15 protein-coding genes are annotated in these 19394 nt (G+C 57.0%); 7 read left to right on the plus strand and 8 right to left on the minus strand.

Annotation, left to right across the window (positions count from 1 at the left end; genetic code table 11):
* Positions 1–5: 5 nt before the first annotated feature.
* On the minus strand, positions 6–1529 hold the full coding sequence (locus ACW17M_RS19205) for a 3-hydroxyacyl-CoA dehydrogenase (protein ID WP_009287811.1): 1524 nt from the start codon (positions 1527–1529) through the stop codon (positions 6–8).
* A gap of 218 nt (positions 1530–1747) precedes the next feature.
* Between ACW17M_RS19205 and ACW17M_RS19210 the strand changes: the two genes are divergently transcribed.
* From ACW17M_RS19210 to ACW17M_RS19240, 7 genes are all read left to right on the plus strand, one after another.
* Complete coding sequence (locus ACW17M_RS19210; RefSeq protein ID WP_022523327.1) at positions 1748–2899, plus strand: acyl-CoA dehydrogenase family protein; 1152 nt, start codon at positions 1748–1750, stop codon at positions 2897–2899.
* Complete coding sequence (locus tag ACW17M_RS19215; protein ID WP_009287813.1) at positions 2899–4500, plus strand: class I adenylate-forming enzyme family protein; 1602 nt, start codon at positions 2899–2901, stop codon at positions 4498–4500. Before ACW17M_RS19210 ends, ACW17M_RS19215 begins: the two co-directional genes overlap by 1 nt.
* A complete protein-coding gene (locus tag ACW17M_RS19220) occupies positions 4497–4964 on the plus strand; it encodes a PaaI family thioesterase (RefSeq protein WP_009287814.1) in 468 nt (155 codons plus the stop codon). The genes ACW17M_RS19215 and ACW17M_RS19220 overlap by 4 nt, the downstream gene beginning before the upstream one ends.
* Positions 4965–6353 carry a hypothetical protein gene (locus ACW17M_RS19225; RefSeq protein WP_009287815.1) on the plus strand — a complete coding sequence of 463 codons (1389 nt, stop codon included), beginning with the start codon at positions 4965–4967 and terminating at the stop codon, positions 6351–6353.
* Positions 6354–6485: 132 nt separating this feature from the next.
* A complete protein-coding gene (locus ACW17M_RS19230; RefSeq protein ID WP_457547952.1) occupies positions 6486–7235 on the plus strand; it encodes an electron transfer flavoprotein subunit beta/FixA family protein in 750 nt (249 codons plus the stop codon).
* Positions 7236–7305: 70 nt separating this feature from the next.
* Positions 7306–8232 (plus strand): electron transfer flavoprotein subunit alpha/FixB family protein, encoded by a 927-nt coding sequence (locus tag ACW17M_RS19235; protein ID WP_039859826.1) that lies wholly within the window; start codon positions 7306–7308, stop codon positions 8230–8232.
* 204 nt (positions 8233–8436) lie between these two features.
* Positions 8437–9396: an NAD(P)H-dependent flavin oxidoreductase gene (locus ACW17M_RS19240; RefSeq protein WP_039859828.1), complete on the plus strand. Its 960-nt coding sequence runs from the start codon at positions 8437–8439 to the stop codon at positions 9394–9396.
* Here ACW17M_RS19240 and ACW17M_RS19245 read toward each other — a convergent pair.
* The 7 genes from ACW17M_RS19245 to ACW17M_RS19275 form a co-directional block, all read right to left on the minus strand.
* Entirely contained in the window at positions 9378–10157 is a 780-nt protein-coding gene (locus tag ACW17M_RS19245; protein WP_039859829.1) for an enoyl-CoA hydratase/isomerase family protein, read from the minus strand. The genes ACW17M_RS19240 and ACW17M_RS19245 overlap by 19 nt on opposite strands.
* Before the next feature lie 35 nt (positions 10158–10192).
* Entirely contained in the window at positions 10193–11311 is a 1119-nt protein-coding gene (locus tag ACW17M_RS19250; RefSeq protein ID WP_039859830.1) for an acyl-CoA dehydrogenase family protein, read from the minus strand.
* A 7-nt stretch (positions 11312–11318) separates the two neighbouring features.
* Positions 11319–12512, minus strand: a complete 1194-nt coding sequence (locus tag ACW17M_RS19255; protein WP_009287819.1) for an acyl-CoA dehydrogenase family protein — start codon at positions 12510–12512, stop codon at positions 11319–11321.
* Between the two features lie 3 nt (positions 12513–12515).
* On the minus strand, positions 12516–13934 hold the full coding sequence (locus tag ACW17M_RS19260; protein WP_457547953.1) for an enoyl-CoA hydratase/isomerase family protein: 1419 nt from the start codon (positions 13932–13934) through the stop codon (positions 12516–12518).
* 60 nt (positions 13935–13994) lie between these two features.
* A complete protein-coding gene (locus tag ACW17M_RS19265; RefSeq protein ID WP_457547954.1) occupies positions 13995–16004 on the minus strand; it encodes a TRAP transporter permease in 2010 nt (669 codons plus the stop codon).
* Between the two features lie 53 nt (positions 16005–16057).
* Complete coding sequence (locus ACW17M_RS19270; RefSeq protein ID WP_027959559.1) at positions 16058–17218, minus strand: TAXI family TRAP transporter solute-binding subunit; 1161 nt, start codon at positions 17216–17218, stop codon at positions 16058–16060.
* Between the two features lie 238 nt (positions 17219–17456).
* Positions 17457–19157 (minus strand): SulP family inorganic anion transporter, encoded by a 1701-nt coding sequence (locus ACW17M_RS19275; protein ID WP_027959558.1) that lies wholly within the window; start codon positions 19155–19157, stop codon positions 17457–17459.
* Positions 19158–19394 lie beyond the last annotated feature (237 nt).

The following is a 19394-nucleotide window of genomic DNA, read 5'->3' on the forward strand; positions in this document are numbered from 1 at the left end:
TAGGGTTAAGCGGCGGTTAACGACATTTGCAGCGCGGCGCGGCGGCGCAGCCAGGGGCTAGGCCGATAGCGTGGGTCGCCGGTGGCCTCAAGCAGGTTGGTCAATATCGTCATGATGCGCGTGGCTCCGTAATGGTCGCCCATGCGTAGCGGGCCGAAAGGGTAGCCCAAACCCAGCTCAACCGCTCGGTCGATAGTCGTGGGTTCTGCCACGCCTTGCTGGGCAATGTCGGCACCGACGTTGACGATGCAGGCAATAATGCGCTGAAGAACGAAGCCGTTGCTGTCCTGCAGAGTACTTACCGGCGTGCCGTCATGATTGAGCAGGCTTTGCGCTGCTTGAATGAAAGCGGAGTGGGTGATTGGCGTGGCCATGAGGCTGCGGCGTTTATCGAGCCCTGCGAGCATATCCACCGCTACACACTGCTCAGCGTCTAGCCCCTGGCGCAGGGCGCAGCTAGTGGCATCTTCTCCAAAGGGAGTCAGCAGGCATAGCGCTTGGGCAGTGGGTAGAGGGTCAGTTTCTAATGGCCAGCCCGCCGCATGCACCAGCGCGGTGAGTGCCTTGGCACTCTCGGGGTCTTCCTGGCTAATCCATACCGGGCAAGGTGAGGCAGGCTTGATGACCGGCTCATCCGGCATCTGCTGTTTGCCTTCCACATAGCGGTAAAAGCCTTCGCCGGTTTTACGCCCCAGCAAGCCCGCGGCCAAGCGCTGTCGGGTTAACGGTGAAGGGCGAAAACGCGCTTCTTCATAATACTGGTGATACACCGACTCCATCACGGCGTGGGAAACGTCCAGCCCGGTAAGATCAAGCAGGGTAAAGGGCCCCATCCGGAATCCGCCCTGATCAACCATAATACGGTCAATAGTGGCCGGGTCAGCGACGCTTTCGCCTAGCAGTCGCAGCGCTTCAGTGCCGAAGGCACGACCGGCATGGTTAACCAGAAACCCAGGTGTATCGGTGGTTTGGGCCGTAAAGTGGCCCATGGCTTGTCCTAGAGCATTGACCCGCTGAGTCACCTCATCGGTGGTACGCAAGCCAGGGATGACCTCGGCAATCTTCATCAGCGGCACTGGATTAAAGAAGTGAAAGCCAATAACCCGCTCAGGGTGCTGGCAGGCGGCGGCAATGGCCGTGACGGAGAGTGAAGAGGTATTGGTCGCCAACACAGCCTGCTGGCTGAGGATTGCTTCTAAATCGCTAAACAGCCCCTGCTTGGCCTCCAGCTTCTCGACAATGGCTTCCACCACAATATCGCAGGGAGCGAGCGCGGCAAGCTCGCTGGCTTCAATCAACCGTTCACTATAGTGCTGCGCCTGTTCTGCGTTAATGCGCTGCTTTTCGACACTTCTCTGCCATAAGCCATTAATAAAGGCTTTCGCTTCTTGTGCAGCACCCTCTTTAACGTCAAAAAGCATGACGTCTAGACCGGCCTGGGCAGCCAACTGTGCGATGCCACGCCCCATGGCGCCGGTGCCGACGATGCCAAGCGTGGTAAAGGGGGAAGGTGTTGATTCGCTAGCCATACGCTAAGTCCTCTCTGCAAATGGGTGTATATTTAGCATTGTGATTCTGCATTGCAAAATGGTGTTTCAATTATTGACTGCCATCCTAGGCTATGCAAAAGTGCCTGACAAGAATAGTGGACAATAGTTTTGCTATGCAAAATGCATGTACTGTCCACGCCCAGCGCTACTTCGAATGATAACTCTAACCATAAAACCCGTTGCCACCAGGAGCCGTCATGATTCGCGATCCCGAATTGATTAACCAGCTTGTCGATACCATCGCCCGCTTTGTCCGTGAGCGCTTAATTCCTAATGAGGCACGCCTAGCCGAAGAGGATGCGGTGCCCCCGGAAATTCTTGCGGAAATGAAAGAGATGGGGCTTTTCGGGCTATCGATTCCAGAAGAGTACGGCGGCCTAGGCCTGACGATGGAGGAAGAAGCGCTGGTGGCGATGGAGATTGGTAAAACCTCGCCTGCCTTTCGCTCGGTGTTTGGCACTAATAATGGCATTGGCGCCCAGGGTATTTTGATTGATGGTACTGATGAGCAGAAAGCCAAGTATGTGCCACGCTTGGCCACGGGCGAGATTCTTAGCTCGTTTTGTCTCACCGAGCCCGATTCCGGCTCCGACGCCGCCAGCCTGCGCACGACGGCGGTGCGGGATGGCGATGACTATATCTTGAACGGCACCAAGCGCTATATCACCAACGGCCCAGAAGCCGATCTGTTTACCGTGATGGCGCGTACTGACCCAGAGAATAAAGGTGCGGGCGGGATCTCAGCCTTTATCGTCGAAGGTAACACGCCAGGGCTGGTACGCGGCCCTGCGGATAACAAGATGGGCCAGAAGGGCGCCCATACCTGCGATATTATTTTCGACAACTGCCGGGTGCCCGCTGAAAATATTATTGGCGGGAAAGAGGGACAAGGGTTTAAAACGGCGATGAAGGTGCTGGATCGTGGGCGGCTGCATATTTCGGCGGTCTGTGTAGGCGTGGCCGAGCGCTTAGTGGAAGAGTCGCTGCGCTACACCATGGAGCGTAAGCAGTTTGGCGCGGCGCTTGCCGAGCATCAGCTGATCCAAGCCATGTTGGCGGATAGCAAAACCGAAGCCTATGCAGGCAAAACCATGGTGATGGACGCTGCACGGCGTAAAGACAATGGCGAAAATGTTTCGACACTGGCCTCCTGCTGCAAACTGTTCTGCGCCGAAATGGTGGGCCGTGTCGCAGACCGCGCGGTGCAGGTTCACGGTGGGGCGGGTTACATGTCGGAATACGCGGTTGAGCGTTTCTACCGCGATGTGCGGCTATTCCGTATTTACGAAGGCACCACCCAGATTCAACAAATCGTCATTGCTCGCAACATGGTGCGGGAGGCGTCCTAATGGCTTTATCGGTTTCCTACCAAGCGCCGGACGAGGCTATTTTTGGGCGCCTTGCCAGCGAGCTGGTGGCCGAGCTTCCCGAGCGCCTCAGTACCCGCGTGCTTGAAAATGCCAAGCTGCTTGGCGAGCACCCGGCTATAGTGGATGGCACTGTGCGCTGGAGTTATGCGGAGCTTGGTCAAGAAATACACGCCGCTTATGGCTGGTTAAGCGCATTGGGCATTCGCCCTGGCGACCGGATTATGACGGTGAGTGAAAACTGTCGCGCTCTGGTCGTGCTGCTGCTGGCCGCCAGTGAATTGGATGTCTGGGTAGCGATTGTGAACTCGCGCCTGTCAGCACAGGAAGTTGACCTGATTCAGGGCAACTGCCTGCCCCGGCGAGTCTTCTATACCTGTGAAGCATCCCCAGAGGCGTGCCAGCACGCCGAGCGCCACGCGGCTGACCGCTACCAACACCCTCAGTTGGGTGGGCTGGCCATTTCGCCGCTGTATGACAGTGAGCCCGAGCCGGTCTGCGCGAGCGGGGCCGAGCAGGTGGCGGCGATGATCTACACCTCAGGCACCACTGGCACACCTAAAGGCGTCATGCTGACCCATCGTGGCATTCTGTATATTGCCTCAATCTCTGGGGGCATGCGTCATTTAAGCGAAGGGCAGCGGGTCTACGGCGTGCTGCCCATGTCTCATGTGTTTGGCCTCTCTTCGGTATGTATGGGGTCGCTCTATAACGGCGCCTGCCTGTATACCGTGCCGCGCTTCGATGCCGCCCATATGTTGGCGACGCTAAAGCAGGAGCACATTACCGTTCTCCAGGGAGTGCCGGCGATGTATGCCCGGGCGTTAGAGTTTTTAAAACGTGAACAGCGCCCGTTAGAAGCGCCTGATCTAATTTATATGTCAGCAGGAGGTTCACCGTTAGATAGCGACACCAAAGTGCGGGTAGAGGCCGCCTTTGGGCTGACGCTGCATAACGGCTACGGTTTAACCGAGGCCAGCCCTACCATCAGCCAGACCCGCATCGATGACCACCATGCAACTAGCACCGTTGGCCGGGTATTGCCTTTACTTGAGTACCGCCTGGAACCGCTTAGCGACAGCGGAACTGCCGAGCAGCCTGGAGATGAAGTGGGTGAACTATGGGTGCGCGGGCCTAATATTATGAAGGGTTACTTCCGCCAGCCGGAAGCTACCCGCGCCACCCTAACCGAAGATGGTTGGCTCAATACCGGTGATATCGCCAAACTCGATCACCATGACCAACTCTATATTGTAGGGCGTAGCAAAGAGCTGATTATCCGCTCTGGCTTCAATATCTACCCGCCGGATGTGGAAGCGGTGATTAACGAGCACCCTGCGGTAACGCTTACCGCCGTAGTGGGGCGTCAAATCGCCGGTAATGAAGAAGTCGTGGCGTTTGTGCAGTGTGAGCCAGGCGTTGACGTTGATGTGGCGGAGCTAAAGGCGTTTATCGCCGAACGGTTGGCGCCTTACAAACGACCTACTCAAATTGTATTGATGGATACGCTACCTTCCACTGCCAGCGGCAAAATTCTTAAAGGGCGGCTGCGGGATTTAGCCCAGCAGGAGAGCGCCTCATGAGTTCTTCGCAAATACACAGGCCAGATACGCCTCAACAAGCACTTATGGGCTATCACGAGTTGCTAGGTATGCAGGTGGTTGAGTGGCAGCAAGATCGTGCCGTGGTGGAGCTCACTATCGAGCCCAAACATCTAAACCGCAGCGGTAATGTTCACGGCGGTGTATTGGCTTCAATGCTGGATAGCGCTTTAAGCCTTGCCGGTCTGCACTGCGACGTACCGGGCAATATACGCCGGGGAATGACGCTCTCATTAACCACGACCTTTGTGGGCCCCGCCCGGCAAGGTGTGTTGAAGGCAATAGGCACGGTGCGCGGCGGCGGACAGAAAACCTATATGAGCAGCGGTGAGATCGTTGATGAGAAAGGCAATTTAGTGGCCATGGGTGAAGGTTCATTTCGGCGCCGCAGTGGCAGTGAATCGTCTGAAGGCTTCCCGGAAAAAAATACCCATGGAGAAGGCTGAGTGAGCCCAGCCCGCCTGCGGGTTTCTCTGTTACTGCTGGTCACCTTGGCAACGCTGTATCATCTGGTGGTTGGCAGCCTGTTTTGGCAAGCCGTTGGCATTGCCGCGCTGGCGCTCTATCTATTAACGCTTGCTGGCAAGCTAACACGTATGGCCAAAGGGTTACTGCTAGTAGCCTTTATAATGTCGCTGCTAGCGCTCTGGCGTTCACCAAACCCAAGCCAACTGCTGTTTGAAGCCAGTGGACGTTTTGCGTTTTTTGCTACCTTTGTGGTGGCGTTGAGCATGCTACGTTTGCCTGCCTACCGTTCACGGCTGGTGCGCCGCTGTGGGCAGAGCATGCTGCTTCAACCGCCTAGCCGCCGCTACCCGATTTTATCGCTCGGTTCTGCGCTGTTTGGCATTATTCTCAATATCGGTGTGCTTAACTTATTTGCTGCCATGATTGAGAAGAGTAACACCCTAGGCGCGGCCCAAGGGCGTGCCTGGGTGCGAGAAGCTCGCCAGCGGCGCATGATGTTGGCGCTGCTACGTGGGTTTTCCCTGGCGCCACTGATCTCCCCTATGGGCATTGGGGTGGCGGTGGTGCTGTCGAGCCTTCCTCAGGTTACCTGGCTGGCGCTTGCGCCGTATATTTTGGGTGCCGCAGTGCTGATTTTTCTGGCGGGTTGGGCAGTGGATTTTCTCACCGGGCCACATCCCCCTGCCAATAAAGCCTTGGTAGCTGCCCCTTCATTACGCCCGTTGGCCCAGTTCAGTGTGTTGCTGCTAGGGATTGTGGCGCTAGTGTTTAGCCTTGCTTGGCTATTAGAACTGCGCTTACCCATTGCCGCGCTGTTAGGTGCGCCCACGGGGGCGCTGGTTTGGCTTGCCTGGCAGCGGCGTAGGCTTGGCTTCGGTGGGCTGCCTGCCGCGGTTAGCGCGGTGCATCGTCAGTTGCCGTGGCTACTTTCGCCCAGTGCCAATGAGATCGTGGTGCTAGGGGCGGCGGGCTATTTGGGGCACTTATGCGTTGGACTGGTGGACACTCAACAGTTGGCGCCGCTACTAACCGTGTTGAACCAGTGGGGCGCCTTCAATGCCGTGCTGGCGATGCTGATGGTGGTGGGGCTGGCCCAGGTCGGCGTTAATCCTATCGTGACGGTAACGCTGCTGGTGGGGCTGCTACCGCAGTTAGCTATCGAGGGACTAACACCCGCACTGATAGGTGCATCGCTGATGGTGGGTTGGGCGCTGGCGCTAATGTCGTCGCCGATGACGGCATCAATGCTGATTTTATCCCGATTTACCGGTGTGCCCGCCACGCGTATCGGCTACCGCTGGAACGGCAGATTTCTGGTCGCCTCGATTCCGCTATTGGCAGCGAGGTTTGTATGGGCACCCTTTTAAAGGGGGGTAAGAATGAGGAAGCGCTTGACCTTTGTGCAGTGTTTTTTTATTGTTCTTTTTATAAAGTGAAACATAATTCTGCTATGCGAAATCATCTAGGTTGAATATTTTTAATCGCCAGGAGCACGCCTTATGAAAGTACTCGTCGCGGTGAAACGCGTCATCGACTATAACGTCAAAATCCGCGTTAAGGCGGATCATTCGGACGTGGATCTTACCAACGTCAAAATGGCCATGAACCCCTTCTGCGAAATTGCCGTGGAAGAGGCGGTACGCCTGAAAGAGAAGGGCGTGGCGACAGAAGTCGTCGCCGTCACGGTAGGGCCCAAAGCCGCCCAAGAGCAGCTGCGTACGGCGCTGGCGCTGGGCGCCGACCGCGCCATTCATATCGAAACTGACGAGCTCGCCGAATCCCTGGCCGTGGCCAAGCTGCTGGCCAAAGTGGTTGAAGAAGAGCAGCCGGGGTTGGTGGTGCTGGGTAAGCAGGCTATCGACACCGACAACAACCAGACCGGCCAAATGCTCGCCGCGCTGACCGGTCTGCCCCAAGGCACTTTTGCCTCGGAAGTTGCAGTGGACGGTGACAAGGTGCATGTGACCCGTGAAATCGACGGTGGTCTGCAAACCATCGCACTGACGCTACCGGCGATTGTCACCACCGACCTGCGTTTGAATGAGCCGCGCTACGCCAAGCTGCCTGACATCATGAAGGCCAAGAAAAAACCGCTGGATGTGAAAACCCCCGCCGACTACGGCGTCGAGGTCGCCTCCAAGGTCAGTCTGCTCAAAGTCGAGTCGCCCGCCGAGCGCAAAGGCGGCGTCAAAGTCGCCTCGGTAGACGAGCTGATCGACAAACTGAAAAACGAAGCCAAAGTTCTTTGAGATAAGCTCTTTAAGATAAGTGCTTTGAAAACCATACTTTAAGAAAAGAGCTTTGAAAGGAGTTGATGCCATGAGCATTCTGGTACTTGCGGATCTACACGAAGGCCAGCTGGCCGGCGCCACCGCCCACGTCGTGGCGGCCGCCCAAGCCATCGGTGGCGATATTGACGTTCTGGTGGCCGGTGAAGGCGTTCAAGCCGCCGCCGAAGCCGCCGCCAAACTTGACGGTGTAAGCAAAGTGCGCGTTGCGGATAACGCCGTTTACGCCCACCAACTGGCCGAGCCCATGGGCGCGCTGCTGGTCGAACTGGCCGATGGCTACACCCACGTGCTGGCCAGCGCCTCCACTACCGGCAAAAACGTCCTGCCGCGTTTAGCGGCGCTAAAAGATGTTAGCCAGCTGTCGGACGTTATCGCTGTGGATAGCGCCGATACCTTCAAGCGCCCGATCTACGCCGGTAATGCCATTGCCACCGTTAAAAGCGACGACGCGCTGAAAGTGATCACCGTGCGCTCCACCGGCTTTGATGCGGTCGGCACCAGCGGCAGCGCGACGATTGAAACCGTCGACGTAGTGGTGGACAACAGCCAGTCCAGCTTTGTGAAGGAGGAACTGGCGCAGTCGGATCGTCCTGAACTGGGCGGTGCTAAGGTGGTGATCTCCGGTGGCCGAGGTATGGGCAACGGCGAAAACTTCAAGCTACTCGACGGCATTGCCGACAAGCTGGGCGCCGCTATTGGTGCTTCCCGTGCCGCGGTAGACGCCGGCTTTGTACCCAACGATATGCAGGTCGGTCAGACCGGCAAGATCGTTGCCCCGGATCTGTATATCGCTGTAGGCATTTCCGGTGCCATCCAGCACCTGGCGGGCATGAAGGACTCCAAGGTGATCGTCGCGATCAACAAAGACGACGAAGCACCGATCTTCCAGGTGGCGGATTACGGCCTGGTGGGGGATCTGTTTGAGATCCTGCCGGAGCTTGAGAGCAAGCTGTAAATGCTTCTGGCATCCACGTATTGGTCGGAACAACCCGTAGCGGGGGTCTTTCGCCAGGGATGGCGAAAGTAGCGCCCATGGATGGGTTCACAGCGCCCCCGCGTAGGGTTGTTCCGACCATGCCATTGCAGTGTGACATCTTCTTGAAAGGCCCAGAGGGGCCTTTTGCAGTATCACCGCACAATAACAACCAGCGAGTTTCCCATGCTAACGCGCCTAACCGCTTCATTAACCCTGCCGGTGATCGGTTCACCCATGTTTATCGTCTCCGGGCCAGAACTGGTGATTGCCCAGTGCCAAGCGGGCATTCTGGGTGCTTTCCCCGCGCTCAACGCCCGACCTGCTGATGTATTACGTGATTGGCTACAGCAGATCACTCAAACCCTGGCCGACTACGACGAGCAGCACCCCGAACAACCCTCAGCGCCCTTTGCGGTGAACCAAATCGTGCACCCCACCAATGATCGCCTAGAGCACGATGTCGCATTATGCGCCGAGTTCAAGGTGCCGCTGGTGATTACCAGTCTGCATGCGCCTAATCAGGTGGTGAAAAAGGTGCACGCCTATGGCGGGCTGGTGTTTCACGATGTGACCACGTTGAGGCACGCCAAGAAAGCGATCGATGCGGGAGTTGATGGGCTGATACTGGTCTGCCACGGCGCGGGCGGCCATGCCGGGCGGTTAAACCCCTTTGCGTTTGTGGCGGAGGTGCGCCGCTTTTACGATGGCCCGTTAGTGCTGGCGGGGGCGATTAGCAAAGGTGAACAGATCGTTGCCGCCCAGGCGCTAGGCGTGGACTTGGTGTATATGGGCACGCGCTTTATCGCCACCCAAGAGGCAAACGCTCAAGCGGCCTATAAACTGATGGTGCTGGACGCAGCGGCAGGCGACATTGTCTATACCAACCTGTTTACCGGCGTGCACGGTAACTATCTGCGGCAAAGTATCGAGCAGGCGGGATTGGATCCTGATGCGCTGCCTGAAGGTGATAAAACCGCTATGCGTTATGGCTCAGGGGGGAGCAGTAAGGCAAAAGCGTGGCGGGATATCTGGGGCGCGGGGCAGGGCGTAGGCGCTATTGCCTCTATGCACAGCGTGGCCGAAGAAGTGGCCACGCTGCGCCAGGATTACCAGAAAGCGTTAGATCATTTACGGCGGCTTTGACGAAACGCCGCCACCCGGGTGTGAAAATCTTCCGACGCTTTGCACTGATCTTGAAGCTCGCCCTCTAATTGCATCGTGTCATTTAGCGGGCGCTGGGCAGCTTCCCGTAAGGCGCGTTTGGTAGCGCTTAGCGCCTGGGGCGATTGACTCACAAGTGCTTGCGCCAACGACCGAGCTTCCATTAGTACTTGGTTATCTTCGACAACCCGGTTGGCCAGGCCCAGTGCCACGCATCGCTCTGCCGAAATGGACGTCGCTAGGGCAGCCATTTCAAATGCCCTAGCATGGCCAAGCTGGCGCACCAGATGCCAGCAGGCACCGCCGTCGGGGATGAGCCCAATATTGATAAAGGCAAGCTTCAGGTAGGCGGAGTGGCCCATCACCACCATATCGCTGGCGAGCACATAGGAAACACCGATGCCCGCAGCCGCACCGCTAACCGCTGCAATCACCGGCTTATTCATTGCCATTAGGCTACGCAGGGCAGGCAGAAAGAGCGTTTCCAGCCGTTCGCTCGCAGGCTGAGACGTTGCCTTCTCAAACTCTGCCAGGTCAGCGCCGGCGCAAAACGCACTACCTTCACCTCGCAGAATCACACAGCGAACTTGCTCATTGTCTGCCACCACCGCCAGCGCCTCGTTGAGTGCCAGGGCGGTGGCTTCATTCAGCGCATTGCGTACTTCGGGGCGTGCAATGGCCACTTCTACGATGCCGTTTTCAATAGCGCTGACAGTCACTAACTCGCCGACGTAATCTGGCATGTATCGCTCCCTAATTAGCTTTTCTGGCAACGTTCTCAGGCAACCTTTAACAGCTCGCTGACCGTTTCGAGATGATAGTCGCTGTCGCCCAGGTAGTGATCGAACATTACCAGATGCTTGGCGTAGTTCGCGACATAGCACTCTTCGGTCATACCCATCGCCCCATGCAGCTGGATCGCCTGTTCGGCAATAAAGCGAGCCGACTCGCCACAGTAGGCTTTGGCCGCGGCAATTTTGTAATCCCGTTCGCTGGCAGGGAGTGCGAGGCTAGTGGCGGCTAAAATCGCCATGGAGCGAGACTGCTCCAGGTGCAGGTGCATATCTACCATACGGTGCTGCAGGGCCTGAAAGGTCGAAAGCGGTACGCCAAACTGCTTGCGCTCTTTTAAATAAGCGAGCGTTTGGTCGCAGGCCTCCTCCATTGCGCCGATGGCTTGGGCGCAGAGCGCTGCTCGGCCAACGGCCAGCACCTCCGCTAGCTTATCGCTAACATCTTCACTCAGGCAGTTGGTTAACGGCAGCTTGACGCTGTCCAGGGTCAGGTCACCGGCGGGCTGATCGTCGATAGTGCGATATAGGTGCGTCGATGTGCCCGGTGCATCAGCGGGCACAATAAACAGCCCTAGCTTGCCGTTAGCTAATCGGGCACTGACCAGCGTACCCGCAGCGGCTTCAAGGTTAAGTACCACGTGTTTTTTACCATTTAACTGCCATTGGTCGCCTTGCTGGGTAGCCTGGGTAGATACCGTAAAGGCGTCGTAACGGGCGCCAATCTCCTGCCAGGCAAGCGCCAACTGATGCTCACCTTCAAGTAGTGGGGCTAGCCATCGGGTTTGCTGTTCGCTGTTGGCGGTAACGGCCAGCAGTTGGCCGGGCAGCACTAGGCCAGCCAGATAGGGCTCGGGCACTAAGCCTCGTCCCAATGCCTGCATAATAATCATCAGGTCGGTGCCATCGCCGCCTAGCCCGCCTACGTCTTCGCTGAAGGACATATGCAGCAAACCCAGCTCGGCAAAGGTGCGCCATAGTGCAGAAGCGCGGTTTGGAGCAGCGGCTAGCATAGCGCGGCGCTGCTCGGGGGAAACCTGGTCGGCCACCAAACGGGTGAGCGTTTCTTCGAGCATGCGCTGCTCGTCGGTTAAAGCAAAATCCATGGTGACCTCACATGTTTAAAATGGTTTTGGCGACGATACTTTTCTGTATCTCGTTGGCACCGCCATAAATCGACAGCTTGCGACGGTTGAAGTACTGGGCGCTGGCGGCCGCGCTTTGGGCGCGCTCGTCATCCAGGCTGCCTTCGCCATGCAGGAAGTCGGGGAAAAATGGCAGTGCGGCGGGGCCAAGGGCACGGCGGGTGAGTTCGCTTAGCTCCTGGCGAAGCTCTGAGCCACGTACTTTCAGCAGCGAGCTCTCTGCGCCGGGTACGCCGCCATCCCGGGCCGCGGCAATCACGCGCAGGTTGGTCACTTCTAGCGCCATAAGTTCGAGTTCCGCTTTCACTACCCGCTGGCGGAAGCTGGGTAATTCCAGCAGCGGCTTGCCACGATGTTGAATCCGGCTAGCCAAGGATTTTAAGTGACGCAGCGCCTGTTTGGCGTGACCAAGCCCCGCAATCCCCGTACGTTCGTGGGTGAGCAGGAACTTAGCGCAGGTCCAGCCCTGGCCCTCTTCACCAACGCGATTTTCAACCGGCACGCGAACATTGTCTAAAAAGACTTCATTGACCTCATGGGCGCCATCCAAAGTGATAATTGGCCGCACGGTGATACCGGGGCTCTGCATATCAATCAGCAGAAAGCTGATGCCAGCCTGCTTCTTGGCGTCTGGGTCGGTGCGCACTAGGCAGAACAGCATGTTGGCGTGCTGGCCCAGGGTAGTCCAGGTTTTCTGACCATTGACGATATAGTGGTCGCCATCACGCACGGCGCGGGTATTTAGGCCCGCTAAATCAGAGCCAGCGCCGGGCTCTGAGTAGCCTTGGCACCACCAATCCTGATTGCTCAAAATGCGCGGCAGGTAGTGCTGTTGCTGCTCGACACTGCCGAATTTCATGATGACGGGAGCCACCATGTTAACGCCGAAGGGTACGACTGTAGGTGCATGGGCAGCAGCACACTCTTCGTCGAAAATATGCCGCTGTACCGGCCCCCAGCCTGGGCCGCCGAACTCTTTTGGCCAGTTAGACGCCAACCAACCCTGTTCGCTAAGAATATTCTGCCAGCGCAGGTAGTCATCAGCGCGCAGATGGCGGCCCAAGCGCACGCGCTGGCTGATATCGCTGGGCAGTGCATCGGCTAGAAAGCGGCGTACCTGTTCGCAAAATGCCTGCTCTTCGGGGCTAAAGGTGAGGTTCATGGTCTATACATCCTTAGCAGCAGTTGAGAGCGTGGCCTGGCGGTGTGGCCCTCCTAGGTGACGCGGGTAGCCAAACGCTTCCACCGCGAGTAAATCGATGTCACTTTCCCGGTAGCAGAAGCCCTGTTCCGCTATATTGATACTTGCCTGTTCAAGCGCTGACTGCTTTTCACTGGCTGAAGCTTGCTGAATGGCAGCATGCATCGCGCGAAGTATGCTTTTTTGTTGGCTGACCACGATGTTTAGCCGCAATGCTTTAAGGGTCAGTGCGGCTCGCTGCTGAGTAAGTGGCTCTGCGCTTACATTGACTAACTCACCTATTTGGCCATTTTCAGCAATGATCAGGCTTAGTGCACTAGCGGTGGAGCAGGCACTGCCAATCTCTTCCAGTGCAACAACCGGGCAATTCGCGAGGGAATCCTGAGTCGTATTTGGCCCCAGTAGGCAAAGCTCGGTGGCCTCGTTGGATGCGTTGGTTAAGCTAATGCCTGCCTTTTGCGCGGCCTTTTGCAGGCGTTCAAAGAGCGGATGCTCACCAATCAGCGCAACGTGTTTAAAAGCACTGGCTTTCTCAACGTCGGGCACTAGGTGCGGGCTGCGTGCGGCAAAAAACAGATGAATAAGCCCGGCGCGCTGGGGGGAGTCCATACAGGCTAGAAACAGCTCCCGCTCGCGGCGTAACCCAGCCTCCAGTGACTCGGCATCCACGCAGGCCTGAATCGTTTCGACAATGCGAAACGGCGAGAACAGTTCGGAAGACTGTTGGTTAAGCTGATCCAACGTCTTAGTGATGGCCTGGGGGTTCGCCGCCGGGGCAGGAAGTTGGCCGGTGATACGGGGCGTTTGGGCGCCTGCCAGCACTTCCTGGGCGGCCGCTAAACCCGCTTCAAGCGGCGTTTCAGCACTGCTAATAGCGTCGATAATGCCTGCCTCAAGTGCTTCTTCTGCTTCCACAAAACGCCCGCTGGTGATCATCTCTAAGGCGCGCTCAACGCCTACTAAACGCGGCAAACGCTGGGTGCCACCAGCGCCGGGCAGTAGACCCAGCTTAACCTCCGGAAGACCCACTCGGGTTCCCGCCAGTGCCACTCGGTAGTGGCAACCGAGTGCCACTTCCAAACCGCCGCCCAGGGCCGTGCCGTGCAGGGCGGCGATCAGCGGTTTTGGGCAGGCTTCCAGGTGGGTAATCACATCGGGCAGCAGGGGGCTTTGAGGCGGCTTACCAAACTCACGGATATCCGCCCCGGCAATAAACGTGCGGCCATCGGCTAGCACGACCAGCGCTTTAGCATCTGCGTCGGCAATACCTTCTTTGAGCGCGTTGACTAAGCCGCTGCGCACGGCGTGCCCCAAGGCGTTAACCGGCGGGTTAGCAATTTGGATAACGCCTATATCACCGTGGCGTTGGTAGTGAACGGACATAGTTAGGCTCTCGTATTTCGTATGATAGTGAATTGAAAAATAACCTTGGCGTTCCATCTGCTAAGCAGCAGAGGCGCTATGCGATCGCCGATGGTGGCGCTGGCTTAAGCGTGCCATCAAAACACCGGGTACCAGCGCGGCAGCGGCCAGACCGATCAATTCCCACTGGCTAAGTGGCACCATCCCACCACCAGGTAGCGCCAGTAGTAGGCCTGCGATCAGTATCAGGGCACGAATAACGATCTCTTGCAGTGCGCCATAGCCCAGTCGACCAACCCCCATCAGGTAGCCCTGCATGGCAGAGGCAAACAGGATGATGCCGATGACCGCCTGGATAAAGACAGCCACGATCATCAGCGGCGCACCCTGCATAATCAGCGCGGGGTTGAGTACGAATAGGAAGGGAATAAAGTAGATCACGCTACCTAGCCGCATGGCCTGCAGGCCCGTTTCCATGGGCCGGGCACCGGCCACGGTGGCGGCGGCAAAGGCACCCAGGGCGACCGGCGGAGTAATAAAACTCAGCATGCCCCAGTAAAGGATGAACATATGCACCGCCATGGGATCCAACCCTCCGCCTTGAATCAGCGCGGGGGCTAGCGCAACGGCGAGGAAAATATAGGCGGCCGTCACGGTCATGCCAATGCCGAGCACGAAACTGGTCACGGCGCCCATAATCAGCAGCAACGGCACGCTGCCGCCGGCAATATTGATAAAGTCGTTAGCGATGGTGCCGGAAAGGCCGGTCATCGAAAGTGCACCCACCAGCATGCCCACGCCAGCCAAAATAGCGATTAACTCGGCAAACAGCTTGGCCGCAGACGACAGCGTATCGGCTACATCCTTCCAGCCCCAGCGGTTATGTTTGGAAAGCTGGTTCAGCACCAACAGCAGCGCGGTGGCGTAGAAAGGTGCCACGGCTTCGCGCTGCATAATCAGCAGCATCCAAACTAATAAAGCAAAGACAAAAATAAAGTACCAACCCTCTTTGAGGGTTTGCCATAGCGAAGGCAGTTCAACGGCGGGCAAGCCTTTAATGTCGTGGCGGGCCGCGTAGGCATCAATCTGAATAAACAGACCCAGGAAATACAGAATCGAAGGAATCACGGCGGCCAGCGCCACAGCGGAGTAGGGAATGTCCAAAAACATCGCCATGACAAAAGCGGTGGCACCCATAACAGGGGGCATCAATACACCGCCGGTTGAGGCGCAGGCTTCTACACCGCCCGCAAAGGAGCGGCTCATACCGATACGACGCATGGCGGGAATCGATAGCACGCCGGTGGTCAATACATTACTGATCACGCTGCCGCTCATGGAGCCCATCAGGCCACTGGAGAAAATCGACACCTTAGCAGGGCCGCCGCGTACATGACCCAGGAGCGCAAAGGCCAGATTAATAAAAAACTTACCGCCGCCGCTTTTCTGCAGCACGACACCAAAGACCAAAAAGCCGATCACCAGGCCCGCGAACGCCTGCAGCGGCACCCCCATGATGCTTTCGGTGCTCATGGTGTGGTACATGGCGGTTTGTTCAAGGGTGGAAGGAAACGCCTGGATCGGGCCAGGGACGATATCGGCCACCAGCGGATAGAGCGAGAATACCCCGGCAATAATCGCAATGGGTAAACCACCCGCCCGGCGTGCTGCTTCGACAATCAGCAGCCAGTAGGCGTAGCTGGCATAAATGGCGATTTCGGGCGCTGAAAAGGCCCAGCCGCGCTCCAAAATAGGTACTGCGTTGTAAACAAAATAGCCGCCAACGATAAGCGTGATGGCGCTCAATGTGTAGTCGTACCAGGGAATAGGCTGCTCTTGTTGGCGACTGCGCATGGGCCAAAGCAAAAACACCAGCGGTAGCAGCAGCGCCACAACGGCATAGTAGAACTGCGTTTCCAAGCCGGTTACGAACGTCAGTAAGCCAACGTTGAAAAGATAATCCAGCGTCATCGCCATCAAAATGACGGTGACCGTGGCGGGAATCCAGCGCAGTGCAGTAGGAAGCTGACGAATTTGGCTGATCTTTTCTTTAACCTGCTGATTATTGGCAGGCGAGGTATCTGTGGTCATGGGGGGGACATCCGTCAATCAGCAGGGGGCGGCAAGTGCCGCCCCGTGGTGTATCACTCGAAGATCGGTTCGAAACCGGCATCGCTCAGCGCGGTGGCACGGGCTTCCATCCAGCCGGTAGTAAATGCCTCATCTTCACTGGGTGCGTCCTGCATAAAGCTTTCCCAGGCGGTTAGCAGCACGTTCTGACGCTCAACGAGCTTGTCCTGATGAGCCTGCATTTCATCGGTCCATACATCGATTTCTTTGTAGTACTCCACGACCGCATCGTGGAACGGCACTACCCATTGAAGATCTTGTTGCTCTAGTGCATAGCCAAGTGCGCCTGGAGCGTTGTCTTTATAGTCATCAAAGTTTTCCTGCATGGCCTTGATCAGGCCATAAGCCACGTTGTCGTCCAGGTCTTGGTTGGCGACAACAATAGGGTAAGGGTAGCTAGCGCTAGGCACCGGGTTTTCGGCGCTGATGCCGCCTGCCCCGGAAGTGACTTCGTGAGGACGGAAGTAGGGCGCCACCGCAGCCATACGCTCCCAGCCGGCTTCGTCGTTGGGGTCTAGCACTGGCCAGCTAATGCCGCGAGGGCTACTGGCCAACTGCTGGGCGGGCGGGGTGACCGTTGTGGTAAAGGAGGCATCCACATCGCCAGCGATAATGCCGTCGAACGAGCGGCCGTAGCCGGGGTAATCAACCCGCTCTACGTCATCCCAGGTTAAACCGCCAAAGGCGAGGTACGCCTCTGTGCCTTTATTGAGCGCATCGTCGCCACGGATATAGGCGATGCGTTTGCCCGCCAAGTCAGCGGGCGTTTCAACATCCAGGTCGCCCGCGACCGCAAGGGAGAGGCCAAAAGAGGCGGTGGAAGTGGTAATCACGCGCAGCGGCTGAGGGCCCCAGTCACGGTCGGCAAACATCATCACACCTTCCGCTCCGTAGTAGCTGGCGATCCCACAGGCGCAAAGGTCAACGCGGCCCTGCTTGAGCGGCGTCATGCGTGATACATCGTTATCACCCGGCAGAATACGTACAGACGAATCGTATTTGTTCTGCAACATATTGCCGATGGCGACGGCTTGGGCATAGCCGCTTGAGTTGGTGCCATAGGCCGTCCAGGCCATGGTGCCGGGCAGTTCAATTTCGTTGGCGTGGCTGACGGCTGCGCCGAGTAGCGATAGAGGTAAGGCGGCAATAAGTAGGCGTTGAGCGAAGGGACGCATTGGGATGCTCCTTTATTGTGGTTGTAGTGACGTTGATGGTGACGTTTAGTTGCTGGTTATTTGATTGAATGTGTTTTGCTGTGCGGTATTGTATTTTGCTTAATGGTCGGGTGATAGTAGAGAAGCCGCTGGGTGGCTGTCAATGCCGTTGTCATCAGAAGTGTCCGTTAGTAAACAACAGGCATAAAAAAACCAGGCAAAAGCCTGGTTTTTCAGAGCGGTAGCGAGAGCAATACTGTTAAGAAAACTCACGCCAAGCGGCGTAGGTGCTTAGAAATACCCGTCCGGTCAGTGCATCCAGAAAGTCACTCTTCTTAAGCTGATCCATTACCGGGCCTTTGACCTCGGATAAATGCAGTTTTACATCGGAGTCTTTTAAACGGGCGTTGATCGCATCCAGGCTCTCTAGCGCCGAGGCATCGATCAGGTTGACCGCCGAACAGATCAGCACAACGTGCTCAAGCTCGGGTTGGCTCGCCACCAGGTTATAAACGGTGTCTTCCAAATAGCGTGCATTGGCAAAGTAGAGGCTCTCATCGATGCGCAAGAGGGCAACGGTATTGACCGTTTCGACATCGTGGCGGGTAGTGTTTCTAAAATGTTCGGTACCGGGCACACGACCTACCAAGGCGCTATGGGGGCGGCTGGTGCGGTACAAAAATAGCGCAATAGAAAGTGTCACACCGCTAATGATGCCGGCTTCAACGCCTTCGCACAGCGTGAGTAGAATCGTCACCGCCATGGCGGCAAAGTCGCTGCGGGAGTAGCGCCAGGTTTGGCGCAGCATGGGGATGTCTACCAGTGTCAAAATCGAGACGGTGATTGTTGCGGCCAGGGTCGCGATGGGCAGATAGTAGAGCCAACCGGTAAACGACATGGTGACCAGCGCAATACCTAGCGCCGCAAAGGCACCGGCGGCAGGTGTTTGCGCACCCGCATCGTAGTTAATAACGGTGCGGGACAGACCACCGGTTACCGGCATACCACTGGAAAACCCGGCGGCTAAATTGCTGGCGCCCAGGCCCACTAGTTCCTGATTGGGAGAGATGCGCTGGCGCCGTTTAGCGGCCAACATCTGGCCCATGGAGACCGACTCCACAAAGCCGACCAGGCTAATCAGCAGCGCTGGGATTAGCAGTGCCCGCCATAGCGAGTAGTCCGCCCAAGGAAAGCTTAACGAGGGTAAACCACCGGGAATTTGCCCTACCACGGAGACGCCTTTATCGGCCAACTGCCAATGCCAGGTCACCAGGGTGGTAATCACGACCGCAAAGACTGGCCCCGCTTTGGCGATCAAGTCCGCCAGAGTGCGTGGCAGGCCCAGCGTGAGCAGGGCGGCTTTACCGTGGCGCCGCATGGCAATCAAAAACAGCAGGGTTCCACTGCCAATCAGTAGGGTGGGTAAGTTAAAGGTGGTTAAGTTTGGTACCAGGGTGATAAGACGTTCCACCAGGGTAAAGCCACTGCTCTCAACCCCCAGTAGGCTGCCAAGCTGGCTGGCCGCAATCAAAATACCCGACGCCGTTAAGAAGCCGGAGATAACCGGGTGGCTTAAAAAGTTGCTGAAAAAGCCCATTTTCAGCAGCCCCATCACGACCAGCATGCCACCGGAAAGCAGTGACAGGATCAGCGCTGCCTGTAAGTAGGTCTCCGTACCCGCGGCTGCTACTGAGGAGAGCGCGGCACCGGTCATCAGCGCGATGATTGCCACCGGCCCGACCGCGAGGGTTTTACTGGTGCCAAACAGGGTATAGATCAGTTGAGGCAGGATGCTGGCGTACAGGCCTACCACCGCGGGTAACCCGGCCAGCAGCGCATAGGCCAGCGATTGGGGAATGACCATCACGGTGACGATCAAGCCCGCCAAAAGGTCTGCCCCCAATAGGCGTTTATGGTAGTGGGGGAGCCATGTCAGGATCGGCAAGTAGCGCTTTAGCATGGGGTCCTGGTGTTGTAGAAGTGGCAGAACCAAGAGAGTAAGGGATATTCCATTTCATTGCAGTGCTTATATTCATTTTTACTGCGGTAACCCAATGATGACCAAGCGCTTATAGGATTTGTGTCTTCTCCAAAAGTGCTACTTCCTTCCCCCAAAGTGCTACTTCTTTCATAAGCGTTACACGCTAAGCTTAGTCGCAAAGGGGGTTGAACCCCTCAGAAGTAGTATTTTCGATAC

This window comes from Vreelandella sp. 2A-K22 (assembly GCF_054065485.1).